Origin of the sequence: Polynucleobacter sp. MWH-CaK5, from assembly GCF_018687615.1 — a bacterium.
GTDB lineage: Bacteria > Pseudomonadota > Gammaproteobacteria > Burkholderiales > Burkholderiaceae > Polynucleobacter.
The window spans coordinates 285,644-311,566 of record NZ_CP061299.1; the positions used below are offsets into that span (position 1 = coordinate 285,644).

Here is a 25,923-nt window from a genome sequence, read left to right on the forward strand (position 1 = left end):
TCTTGACAGATAAAACATAGATGGGCGGTAGTGAAATTGACACGTTTTAGGTTTTTGTTTGATATTCCAAGTATTATAAGTGATGAAAATGCTTGATTTAAGCAGTTTTTCAGGTAAGGCGACTTAAAGGTCCTAAATCCTGATTTGTCATTAATTTTGAGATATTTGCCATGATTTTGCTAACGGGTGCTACAGGTTACATTGGATCTCATACATGGGTTGAGCTACTCAATGCTGGACATGAGGTTATTGGAATTGATAATCTTTGTAATTCCAGTGAAAAGTTATTAGCTCGAGTTGAGTCAATCACCAATATCAAGCCAAACTTTATCAGGGGTGATATTCGGAATATTGATGTGCTTAGAAAAATTTTTCAATCTCACAATATTGATTGCGTTGTTCATTTCGCAGCACTAAAAGCCGTTGGCGAATCGGTTGAAAAACCCCTTGAGTATTACGATAATAATATTAATGGCTTGCTACAGCTTTTGCGGACATGCAATGAGTTCTCTTGTGAAAATTTTGTTTTTAGTTCATCTGCAACTGTTTACCACACTGAAAATAATCCGCCATATTTTGAAAATATGGCTTTAGGGCCTGTCAATCCCTATGGTTGGACCAAGATGATGAGTGAGCAGATTTTACGGAATTTTGAGGTTGCCTCTCTTTCCACTAGAGTTGCCTATTTACGTTACTTCAATCCTGTTGGAGCTCATGCCAGCGGTTTAATTGGAGAAAATCCATTAGGTGCACCCAATAATTTGATGCCTTACATAGCTCAAGTGGCCGTTGGTAGAAGAGAGCTTCTATCTATCTATGGCGGTGATTGGCCAACAGTAGATGGAACAGGTGTCCGTGACTACATTCACGTTGTTGATTTGGCAAAAGGTCACATGGCAGCAATTGACTATTTGACTCAGCAAAAGAAATCATTGACGGTTAATCTTGGAACGGGGGTGGGTACGAGTGTCTTGCAACTGGTGCATGCCTTTGAGATTGCAAGTAAGAAAAAAATACCTTATGAAATAGTTTCAAGGCGAGTTGGCGATATTGCTGTTTCTTACGCCAATACAGATTTGGCTAAAAAACTAATGGGCTGGTCGGCTCATATGGGTGTTGACCAAATGTGCCAAGATGTCTGGCGCTGGCAATCCAATAACCCTTCAGGTTATTGATTTAACTCGCCTGATGATACTGAGCTCATGAAAAAAAATTGGTTGATTATTTCTCACGCTTTCAATATGGATGGAAGGGCTGCCAGTCAAACCATCACTGATAAGATTCCTGATTTGTTGCATTCAGGAATCAATATTGAAGTTCTGAGTGCTAAGACTGGAGCTAAAGATTTAACCCTTAACCACATACAGCTTTTTCCATGGGGACCTTCTGCGCTGCGCTTTGACTTTAGGCACTTCATTAGTTTGCGATTTGGAAAAGGGCTTTTTTATCGAGTATCAACCGGATTAGCGGGAGCCTTGCTTGCCCCATTTGTTTTACTCGAAAAGTCTCTCATTGGACTTTCTAGCCAGTGGTCATGGTTTATGCCAGCTACTTTCGTGGGCATTTTCAAAGTTATTTTTGGGCGTGTTGATATTGTTTATTCGACGGGTGGTGCATGGTCTGCACATTTGGCAGGATGGTTAATAAAAACTCTAACTAATGTCACTTGGATTGTTGAAATTCATGATCCATTGGTATTTGCATCAGATCAGCATAAAAAAAGTATCGGTAGCCATCGCGATTTAGCGACACAAAAATGGCTTGAGTCAAAAATAGCTGATAAAGCTGATGTAGTCTGGTGGTTCACAAAAGGAGCTTACCAAGCCGCCTGCACAAGACATCCTAAATTCATAAAAACTGGTTTTTGTATTTTGCCTGGAGTGAAGCCGCCATTGGATATCTTTCATCAATACGAAAAGCGATTGTGTATGAGCTTTTCTCATTTTGGATCTTTATCGAGTACCAGATCATTAAAACCTTTTTTAAGCGCTTTACATAATTTTCTAAAAAAGTATCCTGAGCGGCTAAGCGAATTTTCTGTTGATGTATATGGCTCTGATTTGGATGAGCTCTCTAAAGAATATTTAAAGAATAATCTTTTAGCTTCTCTGGTTAAAGTACATGGGCGATTAGAGTTTAATCCTAATTCTGGAATGTCTGGACGTGATCAAATTTTAAGAAAAATGCATGAATCCGATGTTCTCCTTTTAATGCATGGCGATACTGATTGGTGTTCTGAATATATACCCTCAAAGGTCTATGAGTATTTTTATGCCAACCGTCCAGTATTAGCAGTGACACACCTTAATAAAGAACTGGATCAAATTATTTTGGATAGAAATGGGTATGTAGCTAAAACAATTGATCTTGATTCAATAGAGTTGGCAGTATTAAACGCTTATGAAGATTGGCGCATTAACAAAAAGTATCAACCCACTTATCCGCCATTTAATGTTACTGATTGCGTAGAAAAGATAATTGATCGAGTCGGATTGCTTTAATTACTTATGATGCCAGCACTCAGACAAAGAATAGTCATGCTTATGCTCTATACATTTTCTATCGAGTGGGTGAGGAAATTCTTTTAAATAATTTTCAAGATTAGATTTTGAATAAAGTATTGATGATTAAATTTAACTTAAATTTCAACTTTTTAAGTTGACGTTTACATCTTCGTAAAGTTCTGGAAAGTATATTTTTTTTACTTTTTCCAAAGTCTTCCCATGTTTGCCAGTTAGATTGATAGACCACGCCTAATGAATTTTTTGAAATATATTTTTCTGTGTATCCTGCAGCCAAATCTAGCCACATTTGATGCTCATAGTGATAGTGCTTAAATAGCTGTTCTCTTGGAAAGATTGGTATGGCTTGATATTTCATTAGGGATTCTCCGTACCATGTAAATTCAGATCCAACTTTAAGTACTGCATCTAAAAAACTCATGTTATTAGGGGATAGATAATGCATATCAAAAGATGCCCAAACTTTTTTATTCCATAAAAATGGAGCGTAGCCATAGTCATAGGTGATACCTGAACGCCCAAGTGCAGCTTGAATTGGATTTCTGTCGTTTAAGAAATTCTGTCTATTCTTCTTTGGGCCAAATCTATCTGTAGAAATTAATACGTCCTTACCTTCATGAATAATTGAGTACGGAATCTCATCGTGCACAATAAAATCAGCGATGTAAAAGTCCCGGAGAAATATGCAATCTGCATCAATTACTAAATAATTATCAGATATGCCAAGTCGCCAGAATTCAGATTTAATAACTTGCTGTCGTAGTCCACCCCTAATTGAGTAGATTTTATCTAAATCAATTTTTGGATTCTTTTTCAAAATATCTAGTTCGCTGAAAACTGTTACAAAGCTAGCTGGGATATTTTTTTTGAATAAATCTACCTCATCTTCAGGTACTGATATATACAGGGGGATTTGATCTTTATTATGTTTTTTTATGCTTTCAATCATTCTCAAAGTTCGATTTAAATCTTTTGAGAAAGTACAGCTATAAAGCACTATCTTTGCAGTCATTATTTAAACCCTCTTCATATACTCGGACTTAAGTAACATGCTCTGACCATCGACTTTGCAATCAATGTCATGGTCGCCGTCGACCAAGCGGATGTTTTTGATTTTGGTGCCACCTTTGATGACCAAAGATGAGCCTTTGACTTTTAGATCCTTGATGAGGCTGACTGTATCTCCATCATTCAAGATATTGCCATGAGCATCTTTATGTGTTCTTTTTTCTTCTACCTCAACTGATGGGTTGTTTGCTGACCACTCGTGCGAGCAATCAGGGCAAATTAAGTTTTCACCATCAGGATAAGTGTTTTCCATGCCGCAAACAGGGCATGCTGGGATTGAGTTATTAGGCATAAGGTGATTTTAGTCTTTTAAGCTTGGTCATTTGAAAAAACCTATGTGGTTTGGTATTTAAGCGAAAATAGAGCCCATGAAGATTTTGATCGTTAAATTGTCCTCTTTGGGTGATGTTTTGCACAATTTGCCCATGGTTTGGGATCTGCGCGCCAGATATCCAGATGCCCAAATTGATTGGGTGGTTGAAGAGGGCTATGTGGGCTTGTTAGAACCCCTTAAAACAACTATTGCTACTACTTCACTTGCCTCGTCTACTTTTGCTGGCATTGACCGCATCATTCCTTTGTCATTTCGTCGTTGGAAAAAGGCGTTAAAGCGCGGTGAATTCATTCGCAGCATTCAAGAGTACATCGCGTTCAAGGCGGATATTGCTGCTACCCCATATGATCTGATCATTGAAACCCAGGGTTTACTCAAGTCTGCTTGGGTAACCCATTTAGCCAATCCAAACAAGACTGCTTCAGTCTTTGGTTTGGCCAATCAAACCGAATTTTCTGGTTATGAGCCTTGGGCTCGTCGTTTTTATACTGATCCAGTACAAGTGCCGTTTCATTGTCATGCGGTTGATCGCTCGCGTTGGGTGACTGCCGCTGCACTTGATGTATCTGTGCCTGATCGGATCGCTTCACCTCCTCAGTTTTATCCGCCAGCCTATGTTCAGTCTTTAGTCGATGCTGCTAAGCTAGGTTTTGCATCCACTAGAGTGGATTTGGGGTTTGATGTTTCTAAGCCTTACGTGATGTGTTTTCATGCAACGGCTGGTAAATCTAAGCGTTGGTCAGATGATGCCTGGGTGGCTGTGGGTAAAGAGCTGATCGGGCGCGGTATACAAGTGATCTTGCCGTGGGGCAATGACAAAGAAAAAGAAGTCAGTCAGCAATTGGCGAAGGAGATGGCAGGTCAATACACATTGGCAGGCTTGGTTGGTTCTAAAGCAATTGTGCCGAATGCGTTTTCAATTGCTGATGCCTTTGGTTTGGTGGCAGGTGCCAAGATGACCATTGGTGTTGATACAGGCTTGACTCATTTATCTGCCATTTTAGGTATGCCAACGATTGAGTTGTATTGTGATTCTCCTCGTTGGAAGACTGAAGGCTATTGGTCTTCAAATATTCATAACTTGGGTGATAAGGGTGAGCCACCGACGACCCAGGAAGTTATCAATATCATCCAGTCTCACTTCTCTTAAATCACTTTTAATTAATCCCAATCATTTGAGTAAGCCCATGGATTTAAATTTGCCTTCGGCAGAGCAGATTGCTTTGCGCATTAATAACCAAATCGCCAAAGAAATGAAAGTGCGACCTCAGCAAATTGGGGTGGCTGTTGGTTTGATGGATGAGGGTGCTACGGTGCCGTTTATTGCGCGCTATCGTAAAGAGGTCACAGGTGGTTTGGATGACACACAATTGCGCAATATTGAAGAACGTTTACTGTATTTGCGTGAGCTCGAAGAGCGTCGTGTGGCGATTCTGAAATCAATTCATGAACAAGGTAAGTTAACCGATGCTTTGATGACATCTATTGGCGCTGCCGATACCAAGCAGACTTTAGAAGATCTTTATTTGCCTTATAAGCCAAAACGTCGTACCAAAGCGATGATTGCGCGTGAAGCAGGATTAGAGCCTTTGGCTCGAGCTTTGATGGCTGATCCTACTTTGGATCCTCAAGTTGAAGCTATTAAATATATCAATATTGATCCAGCTGCTTATGCAGCTCTCAGTGCTGAAGATATTAAGAAGTCTCAAGCTGGCGATGAGAGTGTTCATGGTGGTCAACCATTGGTGCCCGATGTAAAGACAGCTTTAGATGGTGCCAGAGATATCTTGGCCGAAGAGTTTTCTGAGATGGCGCCTTTGCTAGCCACGCTTCGTGACTTCTTGTGGTCACAAGGTTTGATGACGTCTAAAGTTGCTGATGGCAAAGAGATGGCAGAAGAGGAAAAGTTCCGTGATTACTACGCTTATTCTGAACCGGTTCGTTTGGTACCTTCACACCGTGCCTTAGCACTTTTTAGAGGACGTCAGTTAGGAGTATTACAACTCAAATTGTCCTTAGAAGATTCTCAGGAGGCACTGGTGCCTCATCCTTGTGAAGTGATGATTGCCAAGCATGTCGGCATTGAGTCATTGGGTCGTTCAGCAGATAAGTGGTTAGCAGAGGTATGCCGTTGGACATGGCGTGTAAAAACATCTTTATCTTTAGAAATGGCGCTATTCACACAATTGCGCGAAGCTGCTGAGACAGAGGCCATCAAAGTTTTTGCACGCAACCTCCACGAACTTTTATTGGCTGCTCCTGCTGGCCCGAAAGTGGTGATGGGGGTTGACCCTGGAATTAGAACGGGTTGTAAAGTGGCTGTCGTTGATGCCACTGGTAAGTTACTAGAAACTTCAACTATCTACCCACATGAACCGCGTAAAGACTGGGATGGTTCTTTGGCAGTCTTGGGAGCTTTGTGCGTCAAACATCAGGTGTCTTTGGTGGCCATTGGTAATGGCACTGCTAGTCGTGAGACTGATCGCTTGGTGAAAGACTTGATGAAACTTTTATCAGTCAAAAAAGGTGATCAAGATACTTTGCAGAAGATTGTTGTGTCAGAGGCTGGCGCTTCTGTGTACTCTGCCTCTGAATTAGCAGCCCTTGAGTTTCCGGAGCTGGATGTATCGCTTCGTGGTGCTGTGTCGATTGCGCGTCGTTTGCAAGATCCATTGGCAGAATTGGTGAAAATTGAGCCCAAGGCGATTGGTGTGGGTCAGTATCAGCATGATGTGAACCAATTTCAGCTGTCTAGAACTTTGGATGCTGTTGTAGAGGATTGCGTGAATGCTGTGGGTGTTGATCTGAATACAGCATCAGTGCCATTACTGTCCAAAGTATCTGGTCTGAATGCTGGCTTAGCCAGAAACATTGTTGCTTTTAGAGATAGCAAAGGTCGCTTTAATAATCGTGAGGCTTTGAAGGAAGTGCCGCGTTTAGGTGATAAAGCCTTTGAGCAAGCCGCAGGATTTTTGCGCATCAGCGGTGGTGATAATCCACTGGATCAATCTTCTGTTCATCCCGAGTCTTATCCGCTGGTTGAGAAAATGTTGAAGCAATTGGGTCAACCGGTGACTGAAGTGATTGGTAATAAAGAATTGCTCAAGAAAGTGGCTGCTAATGATGTGATTCAAAAGCTGGTGGATGACAAATTTGGTGTTGTGACCATCAAAGATATTTTGGCTGAGTTAGAAAAGCCTGGCCGTGATCCACGACCAGAATTTAAAACGGCGACCTTCGAAGACGGCGTGGAAGATATCAATCAATTGATCCCGGGCATGATTTTGGAAGGCGTTGTGACCAACGTGGCAGCCTTTGGTGCTTTCATAGACATTGGTATTCATCAAGATGGTTTGGTGCACGTCTCTGCGTTGGCAGATAAGTTTGTTAAAGATCCTCATGAGGTGGTTAAAGCCGGTCAAGTGGTCAAAGTAAAGGTGCTTGAAGTCGATGTGAAGCGCCGTCGCATTGGCTTAACGATGAAGTTGAATGATTCTGCACCGTCGAATGCTGCGGCTCGTTCACAGCCCGGCGAGAGAGTTAGTAATAATGGAGCGAAGGGTTCGGTAAAGCCCTCGAGTCAAAGACAGCAGGGTTCATCTGCACCAGTAGGGAATACTGCTTTTGCTGAAGCTTTTTCTAAGTTGAAGGCAAAAAACTAAGTTCATTAGGCCAACTTAAGAAGCTATTCTTAGAATTTTATTTACTAGAACAGGCGCTTATTTAGCTATCAAGACTTCAATTAATTGCACTTTAATGCAATTAATTGAAGGATGTTTTTGTACTATGATGCAATAATTGATTCATTAGTTAGCAATCGGTAACTAATGAATCAGAAGAAGTGATTTTTTTATTTTGTTACCGTTGGGTAATCTTTTTAATGCTTACTTCTTACTTCAATAAAGCATTCACAGCCTGTAGGTCTTCATCGCTAAGTACTGCTGCTTGAGCTTTGAGCTTGAGACCATTCAAGATGGTGTCATAACGGGCCTTCGCCAAGTCTCTGCGAGTCGTGAACAAAGTGTCTTGAGCATTCAGTACATCGATGTTGATGCGCACACCCACTTCGTAGCCAAGCTTATTAGATTCCAAGGCGCTCAGAGCTGAGATCTCAGCAGCTTCATAAGCTTTTACTTGAGCCAAACCATTGTTGAATCCTAAATACGCTTGGCGTGTGGTTTGCGCCACAGATCGACGGGTGTTTTCTAAGTCGGCTAATGCTTTATTTGCCAAGGCAGATTTTTCTCGAACCACAGATTGGTTGTAACCACCTGAGAAGAGCGGTACTGTCAATTGAATGATGGCTTGAGTTGAATAGGACCGAGTGTTGAGCATCGTGCCATCAGAGGAGAGAGTGTTTTCACTATCGCTATAGCCACGCTGACTAATAAAATCAACATAGGGTGCATGACCTGCATAAGCGCGCTGCGTTTCTTTCGTGGCCACTTCATACGTTAATTTGCTAGCAATAATGCTGTAGCTCACATCTTCAGCTTGTTTGACCCAATCCTGAATCGTCTGTCCAGGTTGAACTGCCACCACTTGTTGAACATTCACAGGAGTAGGCTTTTCACCTTTTTTAAGTTTGACTTTTCTGTCCTTGGCCACCGCATCAATTTTGGCCGTATTGCTCAATGATCTGAGTTGGGTGATTTGTTTGCCAGTGATTTGCTCTAAAGCACCACGTTTGATTGTTAAATCAGCTTCAGCAGCTAATTCTTGGGCAACCACTAAGTCATAACGAGATTGTGCTTCATGTGTGTCAGTGATGGTCGATGTGCCCACCTCAAAATTACGTTTCGCTTGTTCTAGTTGTTCTGCAATCAACGCTTTTTTATTTCTGGACAGATTTAAAGAGTCTTCGGCATTTAAAACATTGAAATAAGCTTCGGTGACTCGTATCACCAAATCTTGTTCTGCAGCGGCAAATTGAGCCTCTGAAATATTAGCGTTTAAGTCACCTTGTCTGAACTGTGCCCATTTGTCCCAACTAAAAAGAGGTTGGGTTAGTTTGACAGTCCAAGCTCTGGACATCAAATCATTGCTACGAGTTCCAAGTCTGGCATTGAAGACATCACTTTTTGTTTCGCTACCAGTTGCAACCACCTGAGGAGCTAAAACAGATAAACCTTGCCAACGTTTTTCTTTGCCGGCCATGTAACTGTATTTGGCAGCATTGAAAGTTGGATCATTGAAAGCCGCTTCACGATACAAGCTGAGCAAATCCAATACTTCAGTGTTGAGATTGTTTTGTTTGACTTGGGTGGCTGGATTACTTGTGCTTACCGTGCTGGGTGGCACAGTAGATACTGAGCCTTGAGCAAAGACTGAAAGACTGGCCACTGATCCTGCGAAAGCTAATGCAATCAGCATTACCAGCTTTTTTTGTGCAAAGTGCTGAGGAAGGCAAAGAGTATTTGATTTCATGCTGTCATTTTGCATCAAAAATGAGCTGTTTGCAGTTGAAAAACCCCACCCCGATACCAAATTTGACCTTTGTCACATGGATTTTCTTATAAAACCCTATACTTGCAATTATGAAGACTCTACTGAGCCGCCTTGGCAGTCAATTGAAAGCAAGGCTAGAACAATTCAAGACCTTTTTGCAAGCCCATGCGTGGTTTCGTCGAGGGGTTTATTTCACTCTAGCCGTTTTGGTGTTTTGGATACTTTGGAAGATATTGAGTTCAGTCTTTGGTTGGAGTGATCCAGAATATAAAACTGCTCGAATTGAAGAGGGACCTTTGGCTGTAACGATCAGTGCCAGTGGCACACTGAATCCTGTGAAGTCAGTGCAAGTGGGTACGCAAGTATCTGGCATGGTCCAAGAAATTTATGTGGACTTTAATGATGTGGTGAAAAAAGACCAAGTCATTGCACGGATTGATCCACGTGAATGGCAGGCTCGATTTGAGCAAGCTGAAGCTAATTACATTTTGGCTAAACGCAATCACGATAACAACATCAAACTGATTGAGAAAAAATTCATTTCTCCTGCAGCATTTGATCAAACTCTCAGCGCTTATAAAAGTGCCAAAGCTTCTTTGACGATGGCCAAGAAAGCTTTGGATGACACAGTGATTCGTTCACCCGTCAATGGTGTGGTGGTCAAGCGCAGTGTTGAGCGAGGTCAAACCGTAGCAGCCAGTTTGCAGGCCCCAGAGTTATTCATCATTGCGCAAAACTTGGCTGACATGCAAGTTGAAACAGCCATTGATGAATCAGATGTGGGTCGCATTGTGGAAGGTATGGCGGCGACATTCACAGTCGATGCGTTCCCCGGCAAGGTGTTTCAAAGTCAGGTCAAACAAGTGCGCAAGGCACCCATCAATGTACAAAACGTGATTACTTATACCGTTTTACTCAGTGCTCAAAATACTGATCTGAAGTTGTTGCCAGGAATGACTGCCAATACTTCGATCATCACAGAGCAAAAAGAAAAAGTTTTGCGTATCTCGAATGCTGCTTTGAGATTCAAGATGCCTAATACCAGTGGTTCGGCAAAGAATGAATCAGCCAATCTATCTAGAGGTTCAGGTGCGACAGGATCTACACCAGCATCTGCACCAATGACTGGTAAGCCATCTGCCATCAGGGATGTCAAAGTGACCACGCGTAAAGTTTGGGTGTTGGAAAAATCAGGCTTAAAAGATAAGCCTGTTCAAAAAACCATTCGTGTGGGTTTGAGTGACGGTAATGCCAGTGAAGTATTGCCAGGCGAAGATGCGGCAGCCACCCTGCAGGTGGGTGATTTGGTCATCATCGGCGTTTCTGGCCCAGGCAAAGCAGGCGCAAGTCGCCCCTCGGGTCCACGACTCTTCTAAAGACTGACAAAGACCAAGAGCATGACTTTGATCAAAACGCATCATTTGGTGAAAACCTATGGCGTGGGTGAGCAAACAGTTCAAGCTTTGGATGATGTGTCGATCACCATTGATCAAGGCGAATTTGTTGCGATTGTTGGTGCATCTGGATCAGGTAAATCAACTTTTATGAACATGATTGGGTGTTTGGATCAGCCGACCACTGGCTCTTATTTATTGGGTGGAGAAAATGTCGCCACCATGTCCAGTGATGAGTTGGCAGATTTACGCAATCGGCGCATTGGATTTGTGTTCCAACAATTCAATCTCTTGGCCAGAACTTCTGCCATTGAAAACGTTGCCTTGCCTTTGCTGTATGCCCGGGTAGGCACTTTGGCAGGACTCACCAAAGAGCAGCGGTATGAGCATGCGAAACAACGTTTAGAACAAGTGGGTTTGGGGGAGCGTCTTCACAACACACCCTCTCAGTTATCAGGTGGTCAGCAACAGCGAGTCGCCATTGCCAGAGCCTTGGTCAATGATCCTGATTTAATTTTGGCGGACGAGCCTACCGGGGCACTGGATTCTAAAACCAGTGCTGAAGTGATGGCGCTCCTAACGCAACTCAATCAACAAGGGATGACTGTTGTGGTAGTCACTCATGAACCTGATGTGGCAGCTTATGCATCTCGCACCATCACATTTAAAGACGGCAAGGTCTTAAGTGATACTCATCCAAATGGCAAGACTGACGGATCATCAACGACCAATTTGGGTGCTTTGTCATGAACTTACCGATTGCCCTTCAAGCACTTCGTGTGAACAAACTGCGTTCTGGTTTGACTATGCTGGGCATCATCATCGGTGTGGCTGCAGTGATTGTGATGATTGCCGTAGGAAGTGGTGCGCAAGCGCGGGTGAAAGAGCAAATTGCTGGCTTGGGTTCTAACTTGATGATCCTGTGGGCAGGCTCAGTGACAACCGCTGGTGTGAGAGGTGGCACAGGTACAGCACAAACTTTGGTTGAAGAAGATGCTTGGGCTGTCATGCGAGAAATATCAGAAATACAAGTGGCTGCACCTACGCAACGTGGCAGTGGACAGATTGTGTGGGGGAATACGAACTGGTTGGCGGCAATTGTGGGAGCCACGCCCGAGTATTTTGAGGCGCGTGATTGGGCTCTTGTGAGTGGCCGCTTATTTGAAGCTGGTGAAATGTCTAGTGCCGGCAAAGTAGCCATCATTGGTCAAACGGTTGCCAGAGAGTTGTTTGGTGACAATGATCCAGTGGATCAAATCATCCGCGTGCGCGGTGTGCCTTTCACCGTGATTGGATTGTTGGAGCGCAAAGGTCAAAGCATGATGGGGCAAGATCAAGATGACATCGTCATCATGCCTTTGTCCACTGCTCGTAACAAAATCTTTGGCGCTCTTCAGGGTCGAATTGGACGAGTCAGCTCCATTTTCATTAAAGCTCGTGAGGGTGTTGATATGAAAGAGGCTGAAGAAAAAGTCAGAGATCTTTTGCGTCAACGCCATCGCTTGAGTGGTAATACCCCAGATGATTTTTCTTTGCGTAATTTGACAGAAATACTTCAAGCCCAAGAAGCTGCCAGCAAAGTGATGGCCATCCTATTAGCAGCCGTTGCATCAGTTAGTTTGTTGGTGGGTGGCATTGGCATCATGAACATCATGCTGGTCTCAGTAACAGAGAGAACTCGAGAAATCGGTTTGCGTTTGGCTGTTGGTGCCAGAAGCAAAGATATCTTGTCGCAATTTTTGGTGGAAGCCATCACGCTATCTACCATTGGTGGTGTGCTGGGAATCCTATTAGGAGGCCTAGGAACTTGGTTGGTTGCTGAGTTGGCTGAATGGCCAGTGCAACTTTCAGTTCTGTCAGTGATCTTAGCGGTGGGCTTCTCTGCGGTGATTGGCATTTTCTTTGGCTACTATCCTGCTCGGAAAGCATCATCGATGCAGCCAATACAAGCCTTGAGATACGAATAAGCCTTTAAGAAAGTTGGTCAATAACAGTTCTTGCTGACGGATTAATTGTTTATCATCACTCCATGGATATCTATTTAATTCTTAAAGCAGTCATCTTGGGCTTGGTAGAGGGTTTTACTGAGTTTTTGCCAATCTCATCGACGGGTCATTTGATTTTGGTGGGTGACCTATTGGATTTCAATGACGACAAGGGCAAAGCTTTTGAGGTCATTATTCAGTTTGGTGCGATCTTGGCAGTTTGTTGGGAGTACCGTCAGAAACTCATCGGTGTGGTCACTGGTATTGCTTCAAGAAGAGCATCACAACGTTTTGCTGTGAATGTCATCATCGCCACAATTCCAGCCATTGTCTTGGCTTTGTTGTTTGGCAAATATATTAAGAGCGCATTGTTTTCTCCGATTCCTGTTGCCACGGCATTCATTGTGGGTGGCTTCATTATTTTTTGGGCGGAGGCTCGTCAAAAGAAGCTAGAGTCTGAAGTAGGTAATGGTGTATTGATTTCTCGAGACATCGATAGTGTGGATGATCTCAATTGGCGCGATGCATTGAAGATTGGTTTGGCGCAATGCGCTGCTTTGATTCCAGGCACTTCTCGCTCTGGTGCAACCATCATCGGCGGCATGTTGTTTGGCTTGCCAAGAAAAGTTGCCACAGAGTTTTCTTTCTTCTTGGCTATTCCCGTGATTGCAGGTGCAACACTCTATGAGTTAATCAAACTGCGTCATGTTTTAGGTGATGCTTCATGGAGTACTTTCGGTCCGACCTTGGGCATTGGCTTCGCAGTCTCTTTTGTGTCTGCCTTTGTGTGTATCCGTTGGTTGATCCGTTATGTGGCCACCCATGACTTTAGGGTTTTTGCTTGGTACCGAATTATTTTTGGAGTTTTAGTTTTGCTGACTGCTTGGACGGGCGTCGTCCAGTGGTCGCATTAATCAAGCTTTTAGATCTGATCTAAGTTGAGTTGATTGTGGGTTTCTAACTTTACGATTGGCTTGAAGCATCGTGCCTTCAATCACTGCACCAGTGGCGATGGTGAATGCTTCAGCGCTGATATCTCCGTGAACCACGGCACACTCAGATAAGACGATTAATTCTTTGGCAAAAATATTACCGATCACTTTGCCAGCGATATACGCTTTATTGCAATGAATGTTGCCTGTGACAACTCCACTTGGACCAACCGCAATCGAGCAAGGGTATTTGTCTGCTGGTTCTAAGTTCCCAAATACTTTGCCATCAATGCGTAGGCTGTCGTGCACAGTCATACGACCATGAATCACTGAGCTTTTACCTACCAAGGTATCAAAGCTCTCCATCCCTTCAGCGCGCGGTTTTTTCTTTTTAAACAAAATATGATAAATCTCTAATAATTGTCATAAGTATAAATCATTAGCTCTATGGGGAATAAGATTGGCCTTGGGGTGAGGATGGAAGGCAATGCAGCTTGGGAGATTAAAATAAGCGCATGTCAGAAAAGAATTCAGAATCTCCGCGTTTACATCAATCCTTTGAGCAAGCCAAAGAAGCCTTTGCTACAGAGTCTAAGGACTCTGAGCATTACTTGCATCGCATCAAGTCTTTTGTTTTACGCACCGGGCGTTTGACTCCTGGCCAAGCTCGCGCGATTGAAACCCTGGGCCCTGAATTTTTATTGCCCTTCACTGGTCAAGCCATTGATTGGGATAAAAGTTTTAAATCCAATTCTGCTGATCAAGCTGATTCAAGTAAGACGGCTAGACCAAAAATCCTTGAAATAGGTTTTGGCATGGGGGAGACCACTGCCAAGATCGCTGCAGCGAGAACTGCTGATGATTTTCTGGCCATCGAGGTTCATGAGCCAGGAGTGGGCGCATTACTTAAGTTAATAGGTGAGCAAGGGCTCACTAATTTAAGGCTCATGCGCCATGATGCCGTAGAAGTTGTTGAAAACATGATCCCAGAATCTTTTTTAGATGGTGTTCATGTTTACTTTCCAGACCCGTGGCATAAAAAACGCCATAACAAGCGTCGTTTGATTCAGCCAGAATTTGTATCACTATTAAGTAGCCGAATTAAACCAGGTGGCTATTGGCACTTGGCCACCGATTGGCAAGAATATGCTGAGCAGATGATGGAAGTGTTATCTGCAGAGCCTACCTTGGTCAATACTGGTGTCTTAGCAGGTGGGTATGCAGAACGTCCAACTTACCGCCCGGTGACCAAGTTTGAGAATCGAGGGATTCGTCTTGGGCACGGGGTTTGGGATTTGGTGTTCAAGAAAGTGTGATTTTAGGGCTTTCTTCGGTTCAAATCATATAAAATTGTTTCTTATTATATACAAATAGTTTATTTTGTATATAATAAGAAACATTATGGAATTAAATTACAAAGAATTTCTTCAGCAAGAGTTTTTGGCAAGTTTGGGCCAAAGAATCCTCTTGCAACGAAAAAAGCTAAAGGTGGCCGCTGAATCAGTTGCACTGGCTGCCGCAATTTCACGGATCACTCTTCACCGCATCGAAAAAGGTGAACCTGGTGTCAGTATGGGTGCTTATATGAGCGTCATCATTGCTCTAGGGTTAAGTTTGAGCATCCAAGAAGGGGCTCCCAAGCTGAATGATCTTGAGGAAGATAATCATCTCAGTGAAATTGCCATCAAAGATTACCCACAACTGAAGTTGATCAGCTGGCAATTAAAAGACGATGCAATTTTAAATGCTGTAGAGGCTAAAAATATGTATGAAAGAAATCAAAAGTACATACGGTTCAATGAAATGACAGAGCAAGAAAAAAAATTGATCAATCAATTGGGCATCGTGTTTGATGATCATTGAACATAGAAATAGGAAAACTTTTTAATGCAATTTATTCGAGACCATCATCAAAAAATTGCTCATGTACTCAGCGCGCTGAATCATGAAAAGCTAAGTAATGCTCACTGTTATTTCGGGGGCGGTACTGCTATAGCCCTGAAGTATGGTGAATACCGAGAATCGGTAGATATTGATTTCATGGTCTCTGATATTGATGGGTACAGGCAGTTGCGCAGCGATGCAACAGATCCAGGTGGCTTGGCTAATCTTTTTGCAAATGTTGGTCAGATTGATACCAGTCAAGATGTGAGAGCTGATCAATATGGCATCAGATCCGTTGTGACACTCATGGGGTCACCGATTCGATTTGAGATTGTCTTGGAAGGACGTATTTCATTTGATCAACCAAGTGATGCCGACAAAATACACGGTGTTCAATGCTTAACTGTGACAGACCTGATTGCCAGTAAATTATTAGCTAACTCGGATCGTTGGGGAGACGCTTCAGTATTCAGCAGAGATTTGATTGATCTGGTGATGATGAAATTCACCATTGATGAGTGGCGACGAGCTTTAGAAAAATCAAAAAAAGCTTACGGTGAATCAATTGAAAAAGATTTAATCAAGGCCTGTAATGCTTTTATTGAAAAGCCCATTCATGTTCAAGGCTGTTTATCAAAACTAAAAATTAACTTACCGCCAACGGTATTGGTCGATAAGGTCAGAGATTTGAAAAAGTTTTTTTGACTTAGTCATTGATTTGTCTGTTGTTAAAGCCCCAAGCAAACGTACTTCATTTCTAAGTACTCATCCATTCCCCAAACACTGCCTTCTCTGCCAAGGCCTGATTGTTTAACACCGCCAAAAGGTGCCACTTCATTTGAGATCGTGCCGGTATTCACGCCGACCATGCCAAATTCCAAGGCTTCAGCAACTCTCCAAATACGACTGATGTCTTTGCTATAAAAATAGGAAGCCAAGCCGTACTCGCTGTCATTGGCCATCTGGATCACTTCTAACTCTGATGTGAATGGAATCACAGCAGCCACAGGGCCAAAGGTTTCTTCTTCGGTGATCAGCATGCCTTTTTTTACGCCTGCTAATACAGTGGGTTCATAAAAGGTGCCACCCAAAGTGTGGCGCTTGCCACCAGTCATCACACGGGCGCCTTTTGCAACCGCATCTTGAACGTGTTGCTCAACTTTATCAATAGCTTGTTGATCAATCAATGGACCTAATTGAACGCCTTTATCTAATCCTGGACCAATCACCAAGCGTTTACTGGCTTGAGCCAGTTTTTCTACAAATGCATCGTGCAAGCTTTCGTGAACGTAAAAACGGTTGGTGCAAACGCAGGTTTGGCCGGCATTGCGGTATTTGGATTGCATGGCGCCACTCACTGCTGCATCTATATCAGCATCTTCAAACACAATGAAGGGGGCATGGCCACCGAGTTCAAGGGCCACCTTCTTAATAGTAGGGGCACATTGCTCCATCAAGATTCTGCCAACCGGGGTTGAGCCTGTGAAAGACAAATGGCGAACCAAAGGAGAGTCACAAAGGGCTTTGCCAATCGCTACAGAATTCTTAGCATCGGCTGTCACGATATTGATGACGCCATCAGGGATTCCGGCTTCTTTGGCCAGTTCTGCCAGTGCCAGGGCTGATAAAGGGGTTTGTTCAGCCGGTTTGATCACAATCGTGCAGCCAGCAGCAATGGCTGGGGCTACTTTGCGGGTGATCATGGCCAAAGGGAAGTTCCATGGGGTGATCGAAACGCAGACCCCAATGGCTTGCTTGAGGACCATCATGCGTTTATCAGACCAAGGGCTGGCAGGAATAGCTCCCATCACGCGCTTGGCTTCTTCGGCAAACCACTCAATGAATGACGCCGCATAAGTGACCTCACCTTTGGCTTCCATCAATGCTTTGCCTTGTTCTTCAGTCATCAAACGGGCCAAGCGATCGGCATCGCGGTTCATGAGTTCGAACCAGCGTCTTAATAGTTGCGATCTGTCTTTGGCAGTCTTTGCTTTCCAGGTAGGAAGTGCTGCGTGAGCCTGATCTACTGCGCGCAAGGCATCTGCTGGGGTCATGTTGGGGACCTGAGCAATGATTTGTTGATTGGCCGGGTTGTTTACTTCAAAGAATTGGTTTGTCATAGCTTGAGATTTTGCCCTAAGTTATTGAGTCCTTCTGCATCGATTGAATTTTTTGGATCATCGAGATGCTCTGATTCAAGACCAAGCACTCCAATTGAATAGCAGAATGAAAGATCAGTTAAAACCCTGAGATTTCAAGATGATTGAATCAATCTATGGTTTTTAATGCAAAAAAAATCACTAAATGTAGTTTTTTCAGAATATAAAATTAGTGCTCACTAACATAAAATTTACCCTTATACGTCAATGAGTCACCCACCTTATCCACAGGGGGTATGATTCTTTATACAGTCTTTTAATAACTAAAAATAGTGTAAATAATTTTCTATATGCTTGACAGTGTATATAACCTTTCCTAATATGCATCAACTCAAAGAGATGTTGCAGTGCACAATTTTCAATGCTTTAGTTGCTTTAGGTTTTAGGGCTTTACTTTGAATCAGTGAACGAAACACTTTTTAAGAAGGTAGAAATGAATACAAACACTTTGAAGATGGTTAACACAGGCATACAGGACAGAGACAGCTCTGCGCCCGTTGACTTGCTTTCTATTGCCAAAGCAAAGTTCAAGGGCGTGATGAGCTCCTTGGGCGTTCTAGCTTCCTTCATGGTCCTGGCCATGTGGATGAACCAGCCTTTGCGTGTTGAGTTGGCCTCTTGGCTGATCCCAGCTGAGGCTTATCAAATATTCCAGAGTAGTTTTGACCCTGTCCCATCTGTGGCGCCTCAAGCAGCCAAGATCCCAACAAGCTTGGTTGATGCAGAAGCCTTGGATGCAAAAATTCTAAAGTCTGGAGCAGAGCGTCAAGCTGTTGCTTCATACATATCTAGTAAATACAAGATCGCCCATTCAGCGAGCTTGGAGTTTGTTGATAAAGCCATGACAGTGAGTCGTGAGGTGGGTCTAGACCCAACCTTGATTTTGGCTGTCACAGCGGTTGAATCAAGTTTTAATCCTTTGGCCGAGAGCAAAAAGGGTGCCCAGGGTCTGATGCAAGTGATGACCCGGGTTCACGTAGAAAAGTTTGAGTTATTTGGCGGCCATGAAGCAGCCTTGGATCCAGACGCTAATATGCGTGTGGGTTCTTTGATTCTTCGTGAGTACATCGCCAAAGGTGGTTCATTACACGCTGGATTACGTTTGTATGTGGGCGCCTCATCCATCTTTATCAATGATGGTGGTTATGGCGAGAAGGTCTTGGCTGAAAGAAATCGTTTAAGACAAGCTGCAGCTTTGAGAATTGCTAGCTTAGGCCAGAGCCTTAATTAATTTAGTTGTTTTTGAGTTCTATCTCTAGAGCTGCTGGGCCCTTAGCGCTATTAGCGCGGCATCTCATGAGGTCTGAGTTCTTGGGCCAACTTATCTAGAACACCATTCACATACTTGTGGCCATCTGTGCCACCAAATACTTTAGCGAGTTCTACAGCTTCATTGATGGCTACCTTGAACGGTACGCTGATATCTTGAGCTAATTCAAAGGCAGCAATGAGTAAGGCGCCATATTCAACCGGTGACAACTCTTCCATTGGGCGATCAATATGTTTTTTGATGTGGTTTTCAAGGATGTCATAGTGGTTCACGACCCCAGAAAACAAATGATCAAATAATTCTTTTTGGGCTTTTTTAAAGCCAGGGTCTTCACCGAGTTGCTTGGAAATTGTGGCGTGATCTGCAAAGCCACCAGCTGCTTTGATCACCAACCATTGATAAACACCTTGTAGTGCGTATTCGCGTGCACGACGACGTGGCGTCAAAGACCGTTTCACCGTGACAGATGAAATCGGTTTATTGAGTTGTTGGGGATCAAAGTTCATAAGCTGCTAAATATTTATATTTGGTATTGATTAGTCTTCTTCAACTTCATCATCAGGTGTTAGGCCAATGGATAGGTTGGCCATTTCAACAGCTGTGCGTGCGCAATCACGACCTTTTTCAAGAACACGTGCTTGAGCTTGTTCATCTGTTTCACAAGTAAGAACACCGTTTGCAATCGGAATACCGTAATCAAGACCAACGCGTGAGATGCCAGCACCTGATTCATTTGAAACAAGTTCAAAGTGATAAGTTTCGCCACGAATCACTGCACCCAAAGCAATCAGGGCGTCAAACTCGCCACTCTCAGTGAGTTTTTGAAGTGCTAGAGGAATTTCTAAAGCACCTGGAACAGTTGTGATCACAATGTCAGGCTCAGCAACACCAAGAGCTAATAATTCTTTGACACAAGCTTCTGTTAAAGCCTCGCAAATCGGGGCATTAAAACGCGCTTGCACAATACCGATGCAAAGGTCTTGACCGTTTAAGTCTGCTTCAATTCGATCAATGTTGGTGAGTGACATAGGAACCTTTGTGTGTGGTGGTGATAAAACTAAAAAATACGAAAACTAATTATGTTGCTTGGTATGGCAAATGTCCGGTGACCTCTAAGTCGTAGCCGGCCATGGTTGGTAACTTACCAGGCTTGGCGAGTAACTTCATTTTACGGATGCCCAAATCTTTCAAAATTTGCGCGCCAATACCGTAGGTGCGAAAATCAGTTTTTCTTTGAGGGTTCACTGGGGCAATGCCGTCCAATTTACCCAGCTGATTGAACCAAGCATCCGTGTTCACGGCAGCTGTGCCGGCGCAATTCAATAAGACGATTGCACCAGCTTCACTCTCAGCTATTGTTTTAATCGCTTGAGCTACAGGCCATGAGTGGCTGGCAGATTCTGTTTCAAGTAAATCAAGAATGGTGGCGGGTTCATGAACGCGCACCAAAGTTTCTTGATTTGGATTTGGTTGACCTTTGACCAATGCCAAGTGCGCGCAACCTGTTGGACTGTCTTTATAAGCAATGCCTTGTAAAGGTCCCCATGGGGTATTGAATACGCGCGTGCCTTGACGGCTGATGATGCTTTCATTACGACTGCGGTAATGGATCAAGTCAACGATGGTACCAATTTTTAATTGGTGAGCTTTAGCGAATTCAACTAAGTCAGGTAAGCGAGCCATCTCGCCATCGTCTTTCATGATTTCACAAATCACAGCGGCTGGACTGCATCCTGCTAGTTCTGCTAAATCACAGCCTGCTTCAGTGTGACCAGAGCGCACCAAAACACCGCCAGCTTGCGCCATGAGCGGGAAAATATGACCAGGCATCACGATGTCACGAGGTTTGGCTGTTGGAGATACCGCCACTTTGACTGTGTGTGAGCGATCGGCAGCAGAAATACCGGTGGTAACACCTTCAGCCGCTTCAATCGATACCGTGAAATTAGTACCTAGAGCTGCGGTGTTATCACGCACCATCAAAGGTAAATTCAGTTGCTCGCATCGTTCGCGAGTCAGGGTCAAGCAAATCAAGCCACGACCATGTTTGGCCATGAAGTTAATGGCTTCAGGTGTGACATGATCAGCGGCCAGCACTAAGTCGCCTTCGTTTTCACGATCTTCTTCATCGACTAAAACGACCATCTTGCCGGCACGCATGTCGGCAATGATTTCTTCAGTAGAGGCGAGGGAATAGCTTGTGCTTGGCATAGAGCGGTGATTTTAAAGCTTTTTTGAGCGTATGCCGAGTTTTTAGCTATCTTTTAGCTGATGCACCCGCCTTTTAGTCGCTCAGGACTCACCTACGACTCATTCAAGCTTAATTTGGCTTAGTTGGGCTTTAGCATGCGCTCTACATAGCGCGCAATCAAATCAACCTCTAGATTCACTAAAGAGCCGGCCTTCAGGTATTGAAGGGTGGTGTTTTGAAGTGTGTGAGGGATGAGGTTGATGTGCATCAGGCAGCCATCTTTAAGATCCTCAACTTTGTTGACGGTCAATGATGTGCCATTAACAACGATCGAACCTTTGTAGGCCAAGTACTTGGCTAAAGACAGAGGCGCTTTGATGACCAAATGCCATGAGCCTTCATTGTTTTGAGATTCATTGGTTTTAATTTGTTCGACTTGTTCAAAAAGTGTCACCGTGCCCATGCCATCCACGTGACCGCTGACCAAGTGACCGCCCAAGCGATCATTGAAGCGCAATGCTTTTTCAAGATTGATGTGACCAGGTTTATCCAAGCCTGTGGTTTTATCCAAAGACTCTGCTGAGATATCGATCGCAAAATGTGAGTCAGTCATCGAAACCACAGTCATGCATGCACCTTGAAGCGCAATGCTGTCGCCCAATTGAACATCACCCATGTCTAATTTTCCGGCGTTGATGTGTAGACGAAAGCCATCACCGAGTTTTTCAACGGTATCGATGTGTCCGATTGCTTGAATGATTCCAGTGAACATAGGTTTTCTTTATAAGTTACTTTTTTATAAGGCGCAAGCGTAAATCATGGCCAATGGTTTGATGATCGATCATATCCCAAGCATCAACGCCATCAAGGCTTGTGAGAGCAGGTAGATTGGCCATGCCTTGAGCATCGCCTAAAAGTTTTGGTGCCATGTAGATCAATAGCTCATCGACGCAATTTTCGCGAAGCAACGAGCCATTGAGTTTGAAGCCCGCCTCAACGTGCACTTCATTGACGTGACATTTCTCTGCCAAGTAAGTGAATAAGGCGGATAAATCAACTTTGCCTTTTGGATTGGATGTGTCAGCCATTTTTACCAGGCGGACGTTCTTAGTTTTTAAAGCAGTTTCCATTTTTGAAAAGTGAGCATCATCCACTTGTCCGCAAACAACCAAGGTTTGACCACCGATGGTCTCATCCAAAATTTTTGCGTTGAGCGGAACTTCCAAAAATGAATCAATCAAGACTCGCATTGGTTGTCTTGCGAAAATATCTTTTGGATGAACGTCTCTGACATTCAATTGAGGATCATCTTCTTTGACGGTGCCGATGCCTGTGAGGATGCAGCAAGCTCTGGCGCGCCATAGATGACCATCGTGTCTGGCCTCTGCACTGGTGATCCATTGGCTCACGCCATTGTGAAGAGCGGTTTTACCATCGAGACTTGCAGCAATTTTCATGCGCACCCAAGGTTTCTTTTGCGTCATGCGTTTAATGAAGCCAGGATTGAGTTCCATGGATTCTTTTTCTAAAAGACCGCAACGCACTTCAATGCCTGAGGCTCTGAGTGATTCTAATCCTTGTCCTGCTACCAAAGGATTGGGATCCGTCATAGCGGCAATCACGGTTGATACTTTGGCAGCGATCAAGCTATCAGTGCAAGGAGGCGTGCGCCCATGATGACAGCATGGCTCCAGTGTGACGTACACCGTTGCACCTGTCACATCTTTGCCTTTCGCTTTGGCATCTTTGAGTGCATTGATTTCTGCATGGTCTGAGCCGACCACTTGTGTATGACCTACTCCCAGTATTTCGTTGTTTTTAACAATGACACAACCTACCCGAGGATTTGGGTTACTCACGAACATGGATTTCTTGGCCTCTGCCAAGGCCATGGTCATGTAGTCATGATCACTGGGGGTGTACATAAATAGTTTTAATAGAAAGCTGAAGGGATGCTTTATTTTAGAGGTGATTCAAATACTTTACAGACATTTTTGATTATCCCTATTGGGATTGCAGCTTCGCCAACGTCCACCAGGACCGAGAACCACATGCATTTGTAGCTGGGGGTACTGTCGGTGTTGCCAAATGATGCGATTGGCCACAAAGCCTCCATTGCTTAGCAGTGCCACATTGCCTGATTGAAAGCTGATGTGCCGAGCTTTATGCGGTGCACTCATGTCGGTGAATTGCTGACTGTCTTTCAATGAATCATGAGCTATCTGTATACGACCTTTTAAATGGCCACCATGCAAAGGATATTGCTTGAGTGTTTTAAATGCTTCTTCTGAAGAAAATACATCTTGAGTGATTTCCCAGCCATCAGACCAGTTTCTGAATTCATTATTACCCAGTGGTTTGAGTGTCACAGTTTGATTGGTTTGTCTTGATAGTTGCCGGGCTAATTGCGCATCTTGAATGAATGCTTGGCTGACTTCATCCAGTTGTAAGAGCGCAATTTGTTCGCTGAATAAATGTGTAGCAATCCCTGACATAGCAGCCATCATTGCAAGACAGATCAATACCTCGATCAATGTGAAGCCTTTAGTTGAATGATTGGCGAATCGAGTAAAAGCAGTTAAGGCAGTCAAGGCTTTTTCCATTCAAGGCGTTGCACGGTTCTCTCATTTTTTCTCGGTGTTGCAGATGCTTTTTTGGAACTTGAAGAACTTTCTTTTGGAACATCCACTCTGATGATGCTTTGGATTTTTGTCTTACCATACTGATGATCGGTGGTGGCTGTTAATTTGTAATGTTGACTGCTGATGCCAGCCTTGCTTCTGAAGTTCTTTGGTCGGGAGGTCTCCGTTTCAACCAAGTGATCAGCCTCAAGCCCCTGAGCTATCAATCTTTCAGCGCTGATTAACTTTTGCTCGGTTAGTTTGAAATTTTCTAAATATGATTTTTCACTACCCAGTATTCTGATCTGAGTGACAGTCATATTGAGGATGGCTGCTATGGATAGGGTGGTCAGCAGAATAAAGCTCAGCACACCGATCAATATGAAGCCAGTCGAGTCATTGATTGGTTTATGGATTGATGGCTGGATGACGCAAGGTGTAGATCTTTTCAAGTTCAAGTGAGTGACGTCCTTTCTGAAGTTTTAAATAAATTTTTACTGCTTTCACTTGTTTCCAGTGAGGATTGTTTTTGCTTGAGCGCTCGCTGATTTGATAAGGCTCGTACCACTGAATCAAACCATTCTCTTTGATGCCTGCTTGTATTTGCATTGATTGAATATGACCAATCAATGCGTCGTTCTGTAGTTGAGATTTTTTATTTTTGGTTTGTAAATACAGCACGCCATCACGTTGCTGATGGTGTCCTTGCATTTGCACAAAAAAGGCTCGGTAGTTCATCTCTTCTTCTTTGTTGGTGGTGAAGAACGCATCAGAGCTGTCCATGCTGGCCGAGCCTTTCCTGATCTGAAATTGACCTGCTTGAGCATTGCTCATCGATGCGCTGTCTTTGATCATTAATCGTGGGATCTTCGATCCTTTGGGATTGCTGGCCATCTGAATGGCTTCGCCCATCATTTGCAATGCTTGCAGAGCTTCACTTTGAAGCCTTGCTTTGGCCGCTTGCTGATCCAGTGAGGCATAAATTTGATGTCCTGATTGAGTTAGGCTCATCAGAATCAGACTGCCCGCGAGGCTGCTGATCAATATTTCTAAGAGATTCATTGATGGTCCTCATCCATTAGCGCTATTGCTAATTCGTGATCATCGCTCGCGTGCAGAATTTCTAGAAATTGAATCTCCAATTTAAGTGAGTGGCTGGTAAGAAATTGTTGTGTGGAAAAAATAACAAAGTAAGAGCCACTCAATAGGCCGAGCGCAATCAAAATTTCAATGAAGGTGAAGCCGAGTTGTTTAAAAGATGTGGTCGACGACATCAATCAATGATGCCAAGTCAGGACCTTCTTGAAAATCAGCTACGGATGATTGGCTTGTAGGAAATGTCTGAAAATATGAATGTAGTTAAAAAATAACTACAATTTATTTTTAGAATACCTAAAATTTAGGGTCGTTAATAAAAACTTTCATCCATAAAGGTGAATATATGCGTAAGAACTACGACTTCTCTGGGGCTAAGAAAAATAGTTATGCAGCTGCGCTTAAAAAACAAATAACTATTCGACTTGATGAGGACTCAATTTCATACTTCAAGGGAATCTCTGAAGAAGTTGGAATACCTTATCAGAGCTTGATTAATTTGTACCTCAGAGATTGTGCAACGTCTAATCGAAAATTAAATCTTAAGTGGGCTTAATTATTTAAGCTCTTTAAGCGCACTTTCGAATGACTCGATGTCTGCAAAGCTCTTGTAAACAGAGGCAAAGCGGATGTAGGCGACTTTATCAAGGCGCTTGAGTTCGCGCATCACAAGTTCACCTACTCGGTCGCTAGCAATTTCTTTTTCGCCGGTAGCTAGTAAGCGCTCTTCGATATTTCTGATCGCTTCTTCAACGGCTTCTGCGGAAACAGGGCGCTTACGCAGTGCAATGCCCATCGAGTCAACAATCTTGCTGCGATTGTATTCAACACGACTGGCATTCTTTTTAACAATGGCTGGGAGTGCCAATTCAGGACGCTCATACGTTGTAAAACGTTTATCGCACTTTTCGCAACGACGACGTCGTTTGATGACGTCGCCTTCCTCCGATACGCGAGTGTCTAGAACTTGTGTATCAGAGTGTTTGCAAAAAGGACAATGCATGAGCTTCTTTTATTCCC

At 43.5% G+C, this 25,923-nt stretch carries 27 protein-coding genes; 13 read left to right on the plus strand and 14 right to left on the minus strand.

Features of this window, described 5'->3' with window-relative positions; all coding sequences use genetic code 11:
- Positions 1–161 precede the first annotated feature (161 nt).
- The gene (galE, locus tag GQ367_RS01480; RefSeq protein WP_215291841.1) at positions 162–1,175 is read left to right on the plus strand and encodes a UDP-glucose 4-epimerase GalE; all 1,014 of its coding nucleotides are present in this window, start codon (positions 162–164) and stop codon (positions 1,173–1,175) included.
- Between the two features lie 27 nt (positions 1,176–1,202).
- Positions 1,203–2,501: a hypothetical protein gene (locus GQ367_RS01485; protein ID WP_215290876.1), complete on the plus strand. Its 1,299-nt coding sequence runs from the start codon at positions 1,203–1,205 to the stop codon at positions 2,499–2,501.
- 100 nt (positions 2,502–2,601) lie between these two features.
- Here the strand turns inward: GQ367_RS01485 and GQ367_RS01490 are convergent, their stop codons facing one another.
- Together GQ367_RS01490 and GQ367_RS01495 are read right to left on the minus strand one after the other, a co-directional pair.
- Positions 2,602–3,534, minus strand: a complete 933-nt coding sequence (locus tag GQ367_RS01490; RefSeq protein ID WP_215290878.1) for a DUF6492 family protein — start codon at positions 3,532–3,534, stop codon at positions 2,602–2,604.
- Positions 3,535–3,537: 3 nt separating this feature from the next.
- Positions 3,538–3,882, minus strand: coding sequence for a zinc ribbon domain-containing protein YjdM (locus GQ367_RS01495; RefSeq protein ID WP_215290880.1), 345 nt, complete (start codon positions 3,880–3,882; stop codon positions 3,538–3,540).
- A gap of 76 nt (positions 3,883–3,958) precedes the next feature.
- Here GQ367_RS01495 and waaC point away from each other — a divergent pair, with 76 nt between their 5' ends.
- Together waaC and GQ367_RS01505 are read left to right on the plus strand one after the other, a co-directional pair.
- Positions 3,959–5,074: a lipopolysaccharide heptosyltransferase I gene (gene waaC / locus GQ367_RS01500; protein ID WP_215290882.1), complete on the plus strand. Its 1,116-nt coding sequence runs from the start codon at positions 3,959–3,961 to the stop codon at positions 5,072–5,074.
- A gap of 37 nt (positions 5,075–5,111) precedes the next feature.
- Positions 5,112–7,586 (plus strand): Tex family protein, encoded by a 2,475-nt coding sequence (locus tag GQ367_RS01505; protein WP_215290884.1) that lies wholly within the window; start codon positions 5,112–5,114, stop codon positions 7,584–7,586.
- A gap of 229 nt (positions 7,587–7,815) precedes the next feature.
- Here GQ367_RS01505 and GQ367_RS01510 read toward each other — a convergent pair whose 3' ends face one another.
- A complete protein-coding gene (locus GQ367_RS01510; RefSeq protein WP_215290886.1) occupies positions 7,816–9,297 on the minus strand; it encodes a TolC family protein in 1,482 nt (493 codons plus the stop codon).
- 164 nt (positions 9,298–9,461) lie between these two features.
- Here GQ367_RS01510 and GQ367_RS01515 point away from each other — a divergent pair, with 164 nt between their 5' ends.
- The 4 genes from GQ367_RS01515 to GQ367_RS01530 all read left to right on the plus strand — a co-directional run bounded on the left by GQ367_RS01515 (position 9,462) and on the right by GQ367_RS01530 (position 13,665).
- The gene (locus GQ367_RS01515; RefSeq protein WP_215290888.1) at positions 9,462–10,748 is read left to right on the plus strand and encodes an efflux RND transporter periplasmic adaptor subunit; all 1,287 of its coding nucleotides are present in this window, start codon (positions 9,462–9,464) and stop codon (positions 10,746–10,748) included.
- Between the two features lie 21 nt (positions 10,749–10,769).
- Positions 10,770–11,516: an ABC transporter ATP-binding protein gene (locus GQ367_RS01520; protein ID WP_305848919.1), complete on the plus strand. Its 747-nt coding sequence runs from the start codon at positions 10,770–10,772 to the stop codon at positions 11,514–11,516.
- Positions 11,513–12,733 (plus strand): ABC transporter permease, encoded by a 1,221-nt coding sequence (locus GQ367_RS01525; protein ID WP_215290889.1) that lies wholly within the window; start codon positions 11,513–11,515, stop codon positions 12,731–12,733. Before GQ367_RS01520 ends, GQ367_RS01525 begins: the two co-directional genes overlap by 4 nt.
- 62 nt (positions 12,734–12,795) lie before the next feature.
- Positions 12,796–13,665 (plus strand): undecaprenyl-diphosphate phosphatase, encoded by an 870-nt coding sequence (locus tag GQ367_RS01530; protein ID WP_215290891.1) that lies wholly within the window; start codon positions 12,796–12,798, stop codon positions 13,663–13,665.
- Here GQ367_RS01530 and GQ367_RS01535 read toward each other — a convergent pair whose 3' ends face one another.
- Positions 13,666–14,082, minus strand: coding sequence for a polymer-forming cytoskeletal protein (locus GQ367_RS01535; RefSeq protein ID WP_215290893.1), 417 nt, complete (start codon positions 14,080–14,082; stop codon positions 13,666–13,668).
- Positions 14,083–14,198: 116 nt separating this feature from the next.
- Here GQ367_RS01535 and trmB point away from each other — a divergent pair, with 116 nt between their 5' ends.
- The 3 genes from trmB (at position 14,199) to GQ367_RS01550 (ending at position 16,272) form a co-directional block, all read left to right on the plus strand.
- Complete coding sequence (gene trmB, locus GQ367_RS01540; protein WP_215290894.1) at positions 14,199–14,999, plus strand: tRNA (guanosine(46)-N7)-methyltransferase TrmB; 801 nt, start codon at positions 14,199–14,201, stop codon at positions 14,997–14,999.
- Positions 15,000–15,084: 85 nt separating this feature from the next.
- Positions 15,085–15,546, plus strand: a complete 462-nt coding sequence (locus GQ367_RS01545; RefSeq protein ID WP_215290896.1) for an XRE family transcriptional regulator — start codon at positions 15,085–15,087, stop codon at positions 15,544–15,546.
- 24 nt (positions 15,547–15,570) lie between these two features.
- Positions 15,571–16,272, plus strand: a complete 702-nt coding sequence (locus GQ367_RS01550; protein ID WP_215290898.1) for a nucleotidyl transferase AbiEii/AbiGii toxin family protein — start codon at positions 15,571–15,573, stop codon at positions 16,270–16,272.
- Positions 16,273–16,295: 23 nt separating this feature from the next.
- On the opposite strand, the gene GQ367_RS01555 is transcribed toward GQ367_RS01550, so the two are convergent.
- Entirely contained in the window at positions 16,296–17,687 is a 1,392-nt protein-coding gene (locus tag GQ367_RS01555) for an NAD-dependent succinate-semialdehyde dehydrogenase (RefSeq protein ID WP_215290900.1), read from the minus strand.
- Positions 17,688–18,159: 472 nt separating this feature from the next.
- Between GQ367_RS01555 and GQ367_RS01560 the strand changes: the two genes are divergently transcribed.
- Positions 18,160–18,957, plus strand: coding sequence for a transglycosylase SLT domain-containing protein (locus GQ367_RS01560; protein WP_215290902.1), 798 nt, complete (start codon positions 18,160–18,162; stop codon positions 18,955–18,957).
- A 50-nt stretch (positions 18,958–19,007) separates the two neighbouring features.
- Here GQ367_RS01560 and nusB read toward each other — a convergent pair whose 3' ends face one another.
- The 8 genes from nusB to GQ367_RS01600 all read right to left on the minus strand — a co-directional run bounded on the left by nusB (position 19,008) and on the right by GQ367_RS01600 (position 24,870).
- On the minus strand, positions 19,008–19,502 hold the full coding sequence (gene nusB / locus GQ367_RS01565) for a transcription antitermination factor NusB (protein WP_215290904.1): 495 nt from the start codon (positions 19,500–19,502) through the stop codon (positions 19,008–19,010).
- Positions 19,503–19,532: 30 nt separating this feature from the next.
- A complete protein-coding gene (gene ribH, locus GQ367_RS01570; RefSeq protein WP_215290906.1) occupies positions 19,533–20,024 on the minus strand; it encodes a 6,7-dimethyl-8-ribityllumazine synthase in 492 nt (163 codons plus the stop codon).
- 49 nt (positions 20,025–20,073) lie between these two features.
- Positions 20,074–21,207: a bifunctional 3,4-dihydroxy-2-butanone-4-phosphate synthase/GTP cyclohydrolase II gene (ribBA, locus tag GQ367_RS01575; RefSeq protein WP_215290908.1), complete on the minus strand. Its 1,134-nt coding sequence runs from the start codon at positions 21,205–21,207 to the stop codon at positions 20,074–20,076.
- A gap of 119 nt (positions 21,208–21,326) precedes the next feature.
- Positions 21,327–21,959: a riboflavin synthase gene (locus GQ367_RS01580; protein ID WP_215290910.1), complete on the minus strand. Its 633-nt coding sequence runs from the start codon at positions 21,957–21,959 to the stop codon at positions 21,327–21,329.
- Positions 21,960–21,975: 16 nt separating this feature from the next.
- Entirely contained in the window at positions 21,976–23,112 is a 1,137-nt protein-coding gene (ribD, locus tag GQ367_RS01585; RefSeq protein WP_215290912.1) for a bifunctional diaminohydroxyphosphoribosylaminopyrimidine deaminase/5-amino-6-(5-phosphoribosylamino)uracil reductase RibD, read from the minus strand.
- 57 nt (positions 23,113–23,169) lie between these two features.
- A complete protein-coding gene (locus GQ367_RS01590; RefSeq protein WP_215290914.1) occupies positions 23,170–23,778 on the minus strand; it encodes a Tfp pilus assembly protein FimT/FimU in 609 nt (202 codons plus the stop codon).
- Positions 23,775–24,266 carry a hypothetical protein gene (locus GQ367_RS01595; RefSeq protein WP_215290916.1) on the minus strand — a complete coding sequence of 164 codons (492 nt, stop codon included), beginning with the start codon at positions 24,264–24,266 and terminating at the stop codon, positions 23,775–23,777. The genes GQ367_RS01590 and GQ367_RS01595 overlap by 4 nt, the downstream gene beginning before the upstream one ends.
- On the minus strand, positions 24,217–24,870 hold the full coding sequence (locus GQ367_RS01600; protein WP_215290918.1) for a PilW family protein: 654 nt from the start codon (positions 24,868–24,870) through the stop codon (positions 24,217–24,219). The genes GQ367_RS01595 and GQ367_RS01600 overlap by 50 nt, the downstream gene beginning before the upstream one ends.
- 379 nt (positions 24,871–25,249) lie before the next feature.
- Here GQ367_RS01600 and GQ367_RS01605 point away from each other — a divergent pair, with 379 nt between their 5' ends.
- Positions 25,250–25,459: a BrnA antitoxin family protein gene (locus GQ367_RS01605; protein ID WP_089515263.1), complete on the plus strand. Its 210-nt coding sequence runs from the start codon at positions 25,250–25,252 to the stop codon at positions 25,457–25,459.
- On the opposite strand, the gene nrdR is transcribed toward GQ367_RS01605, so the two are convergent.
- Complete coding sequence (gene nrdR / locus GQ367_RS01610; RefSeq protein ID WP_089515264.1) at positions 25,460–25,906, minus strand: transcriptional regulator NrdR; 447 nt, start codon at positions 25,904–25,906, stop codon at positions 25,460–25,462.
- Between the last annotated feature and the right edge of the window lie 17 nt (positions 25,907–25,923).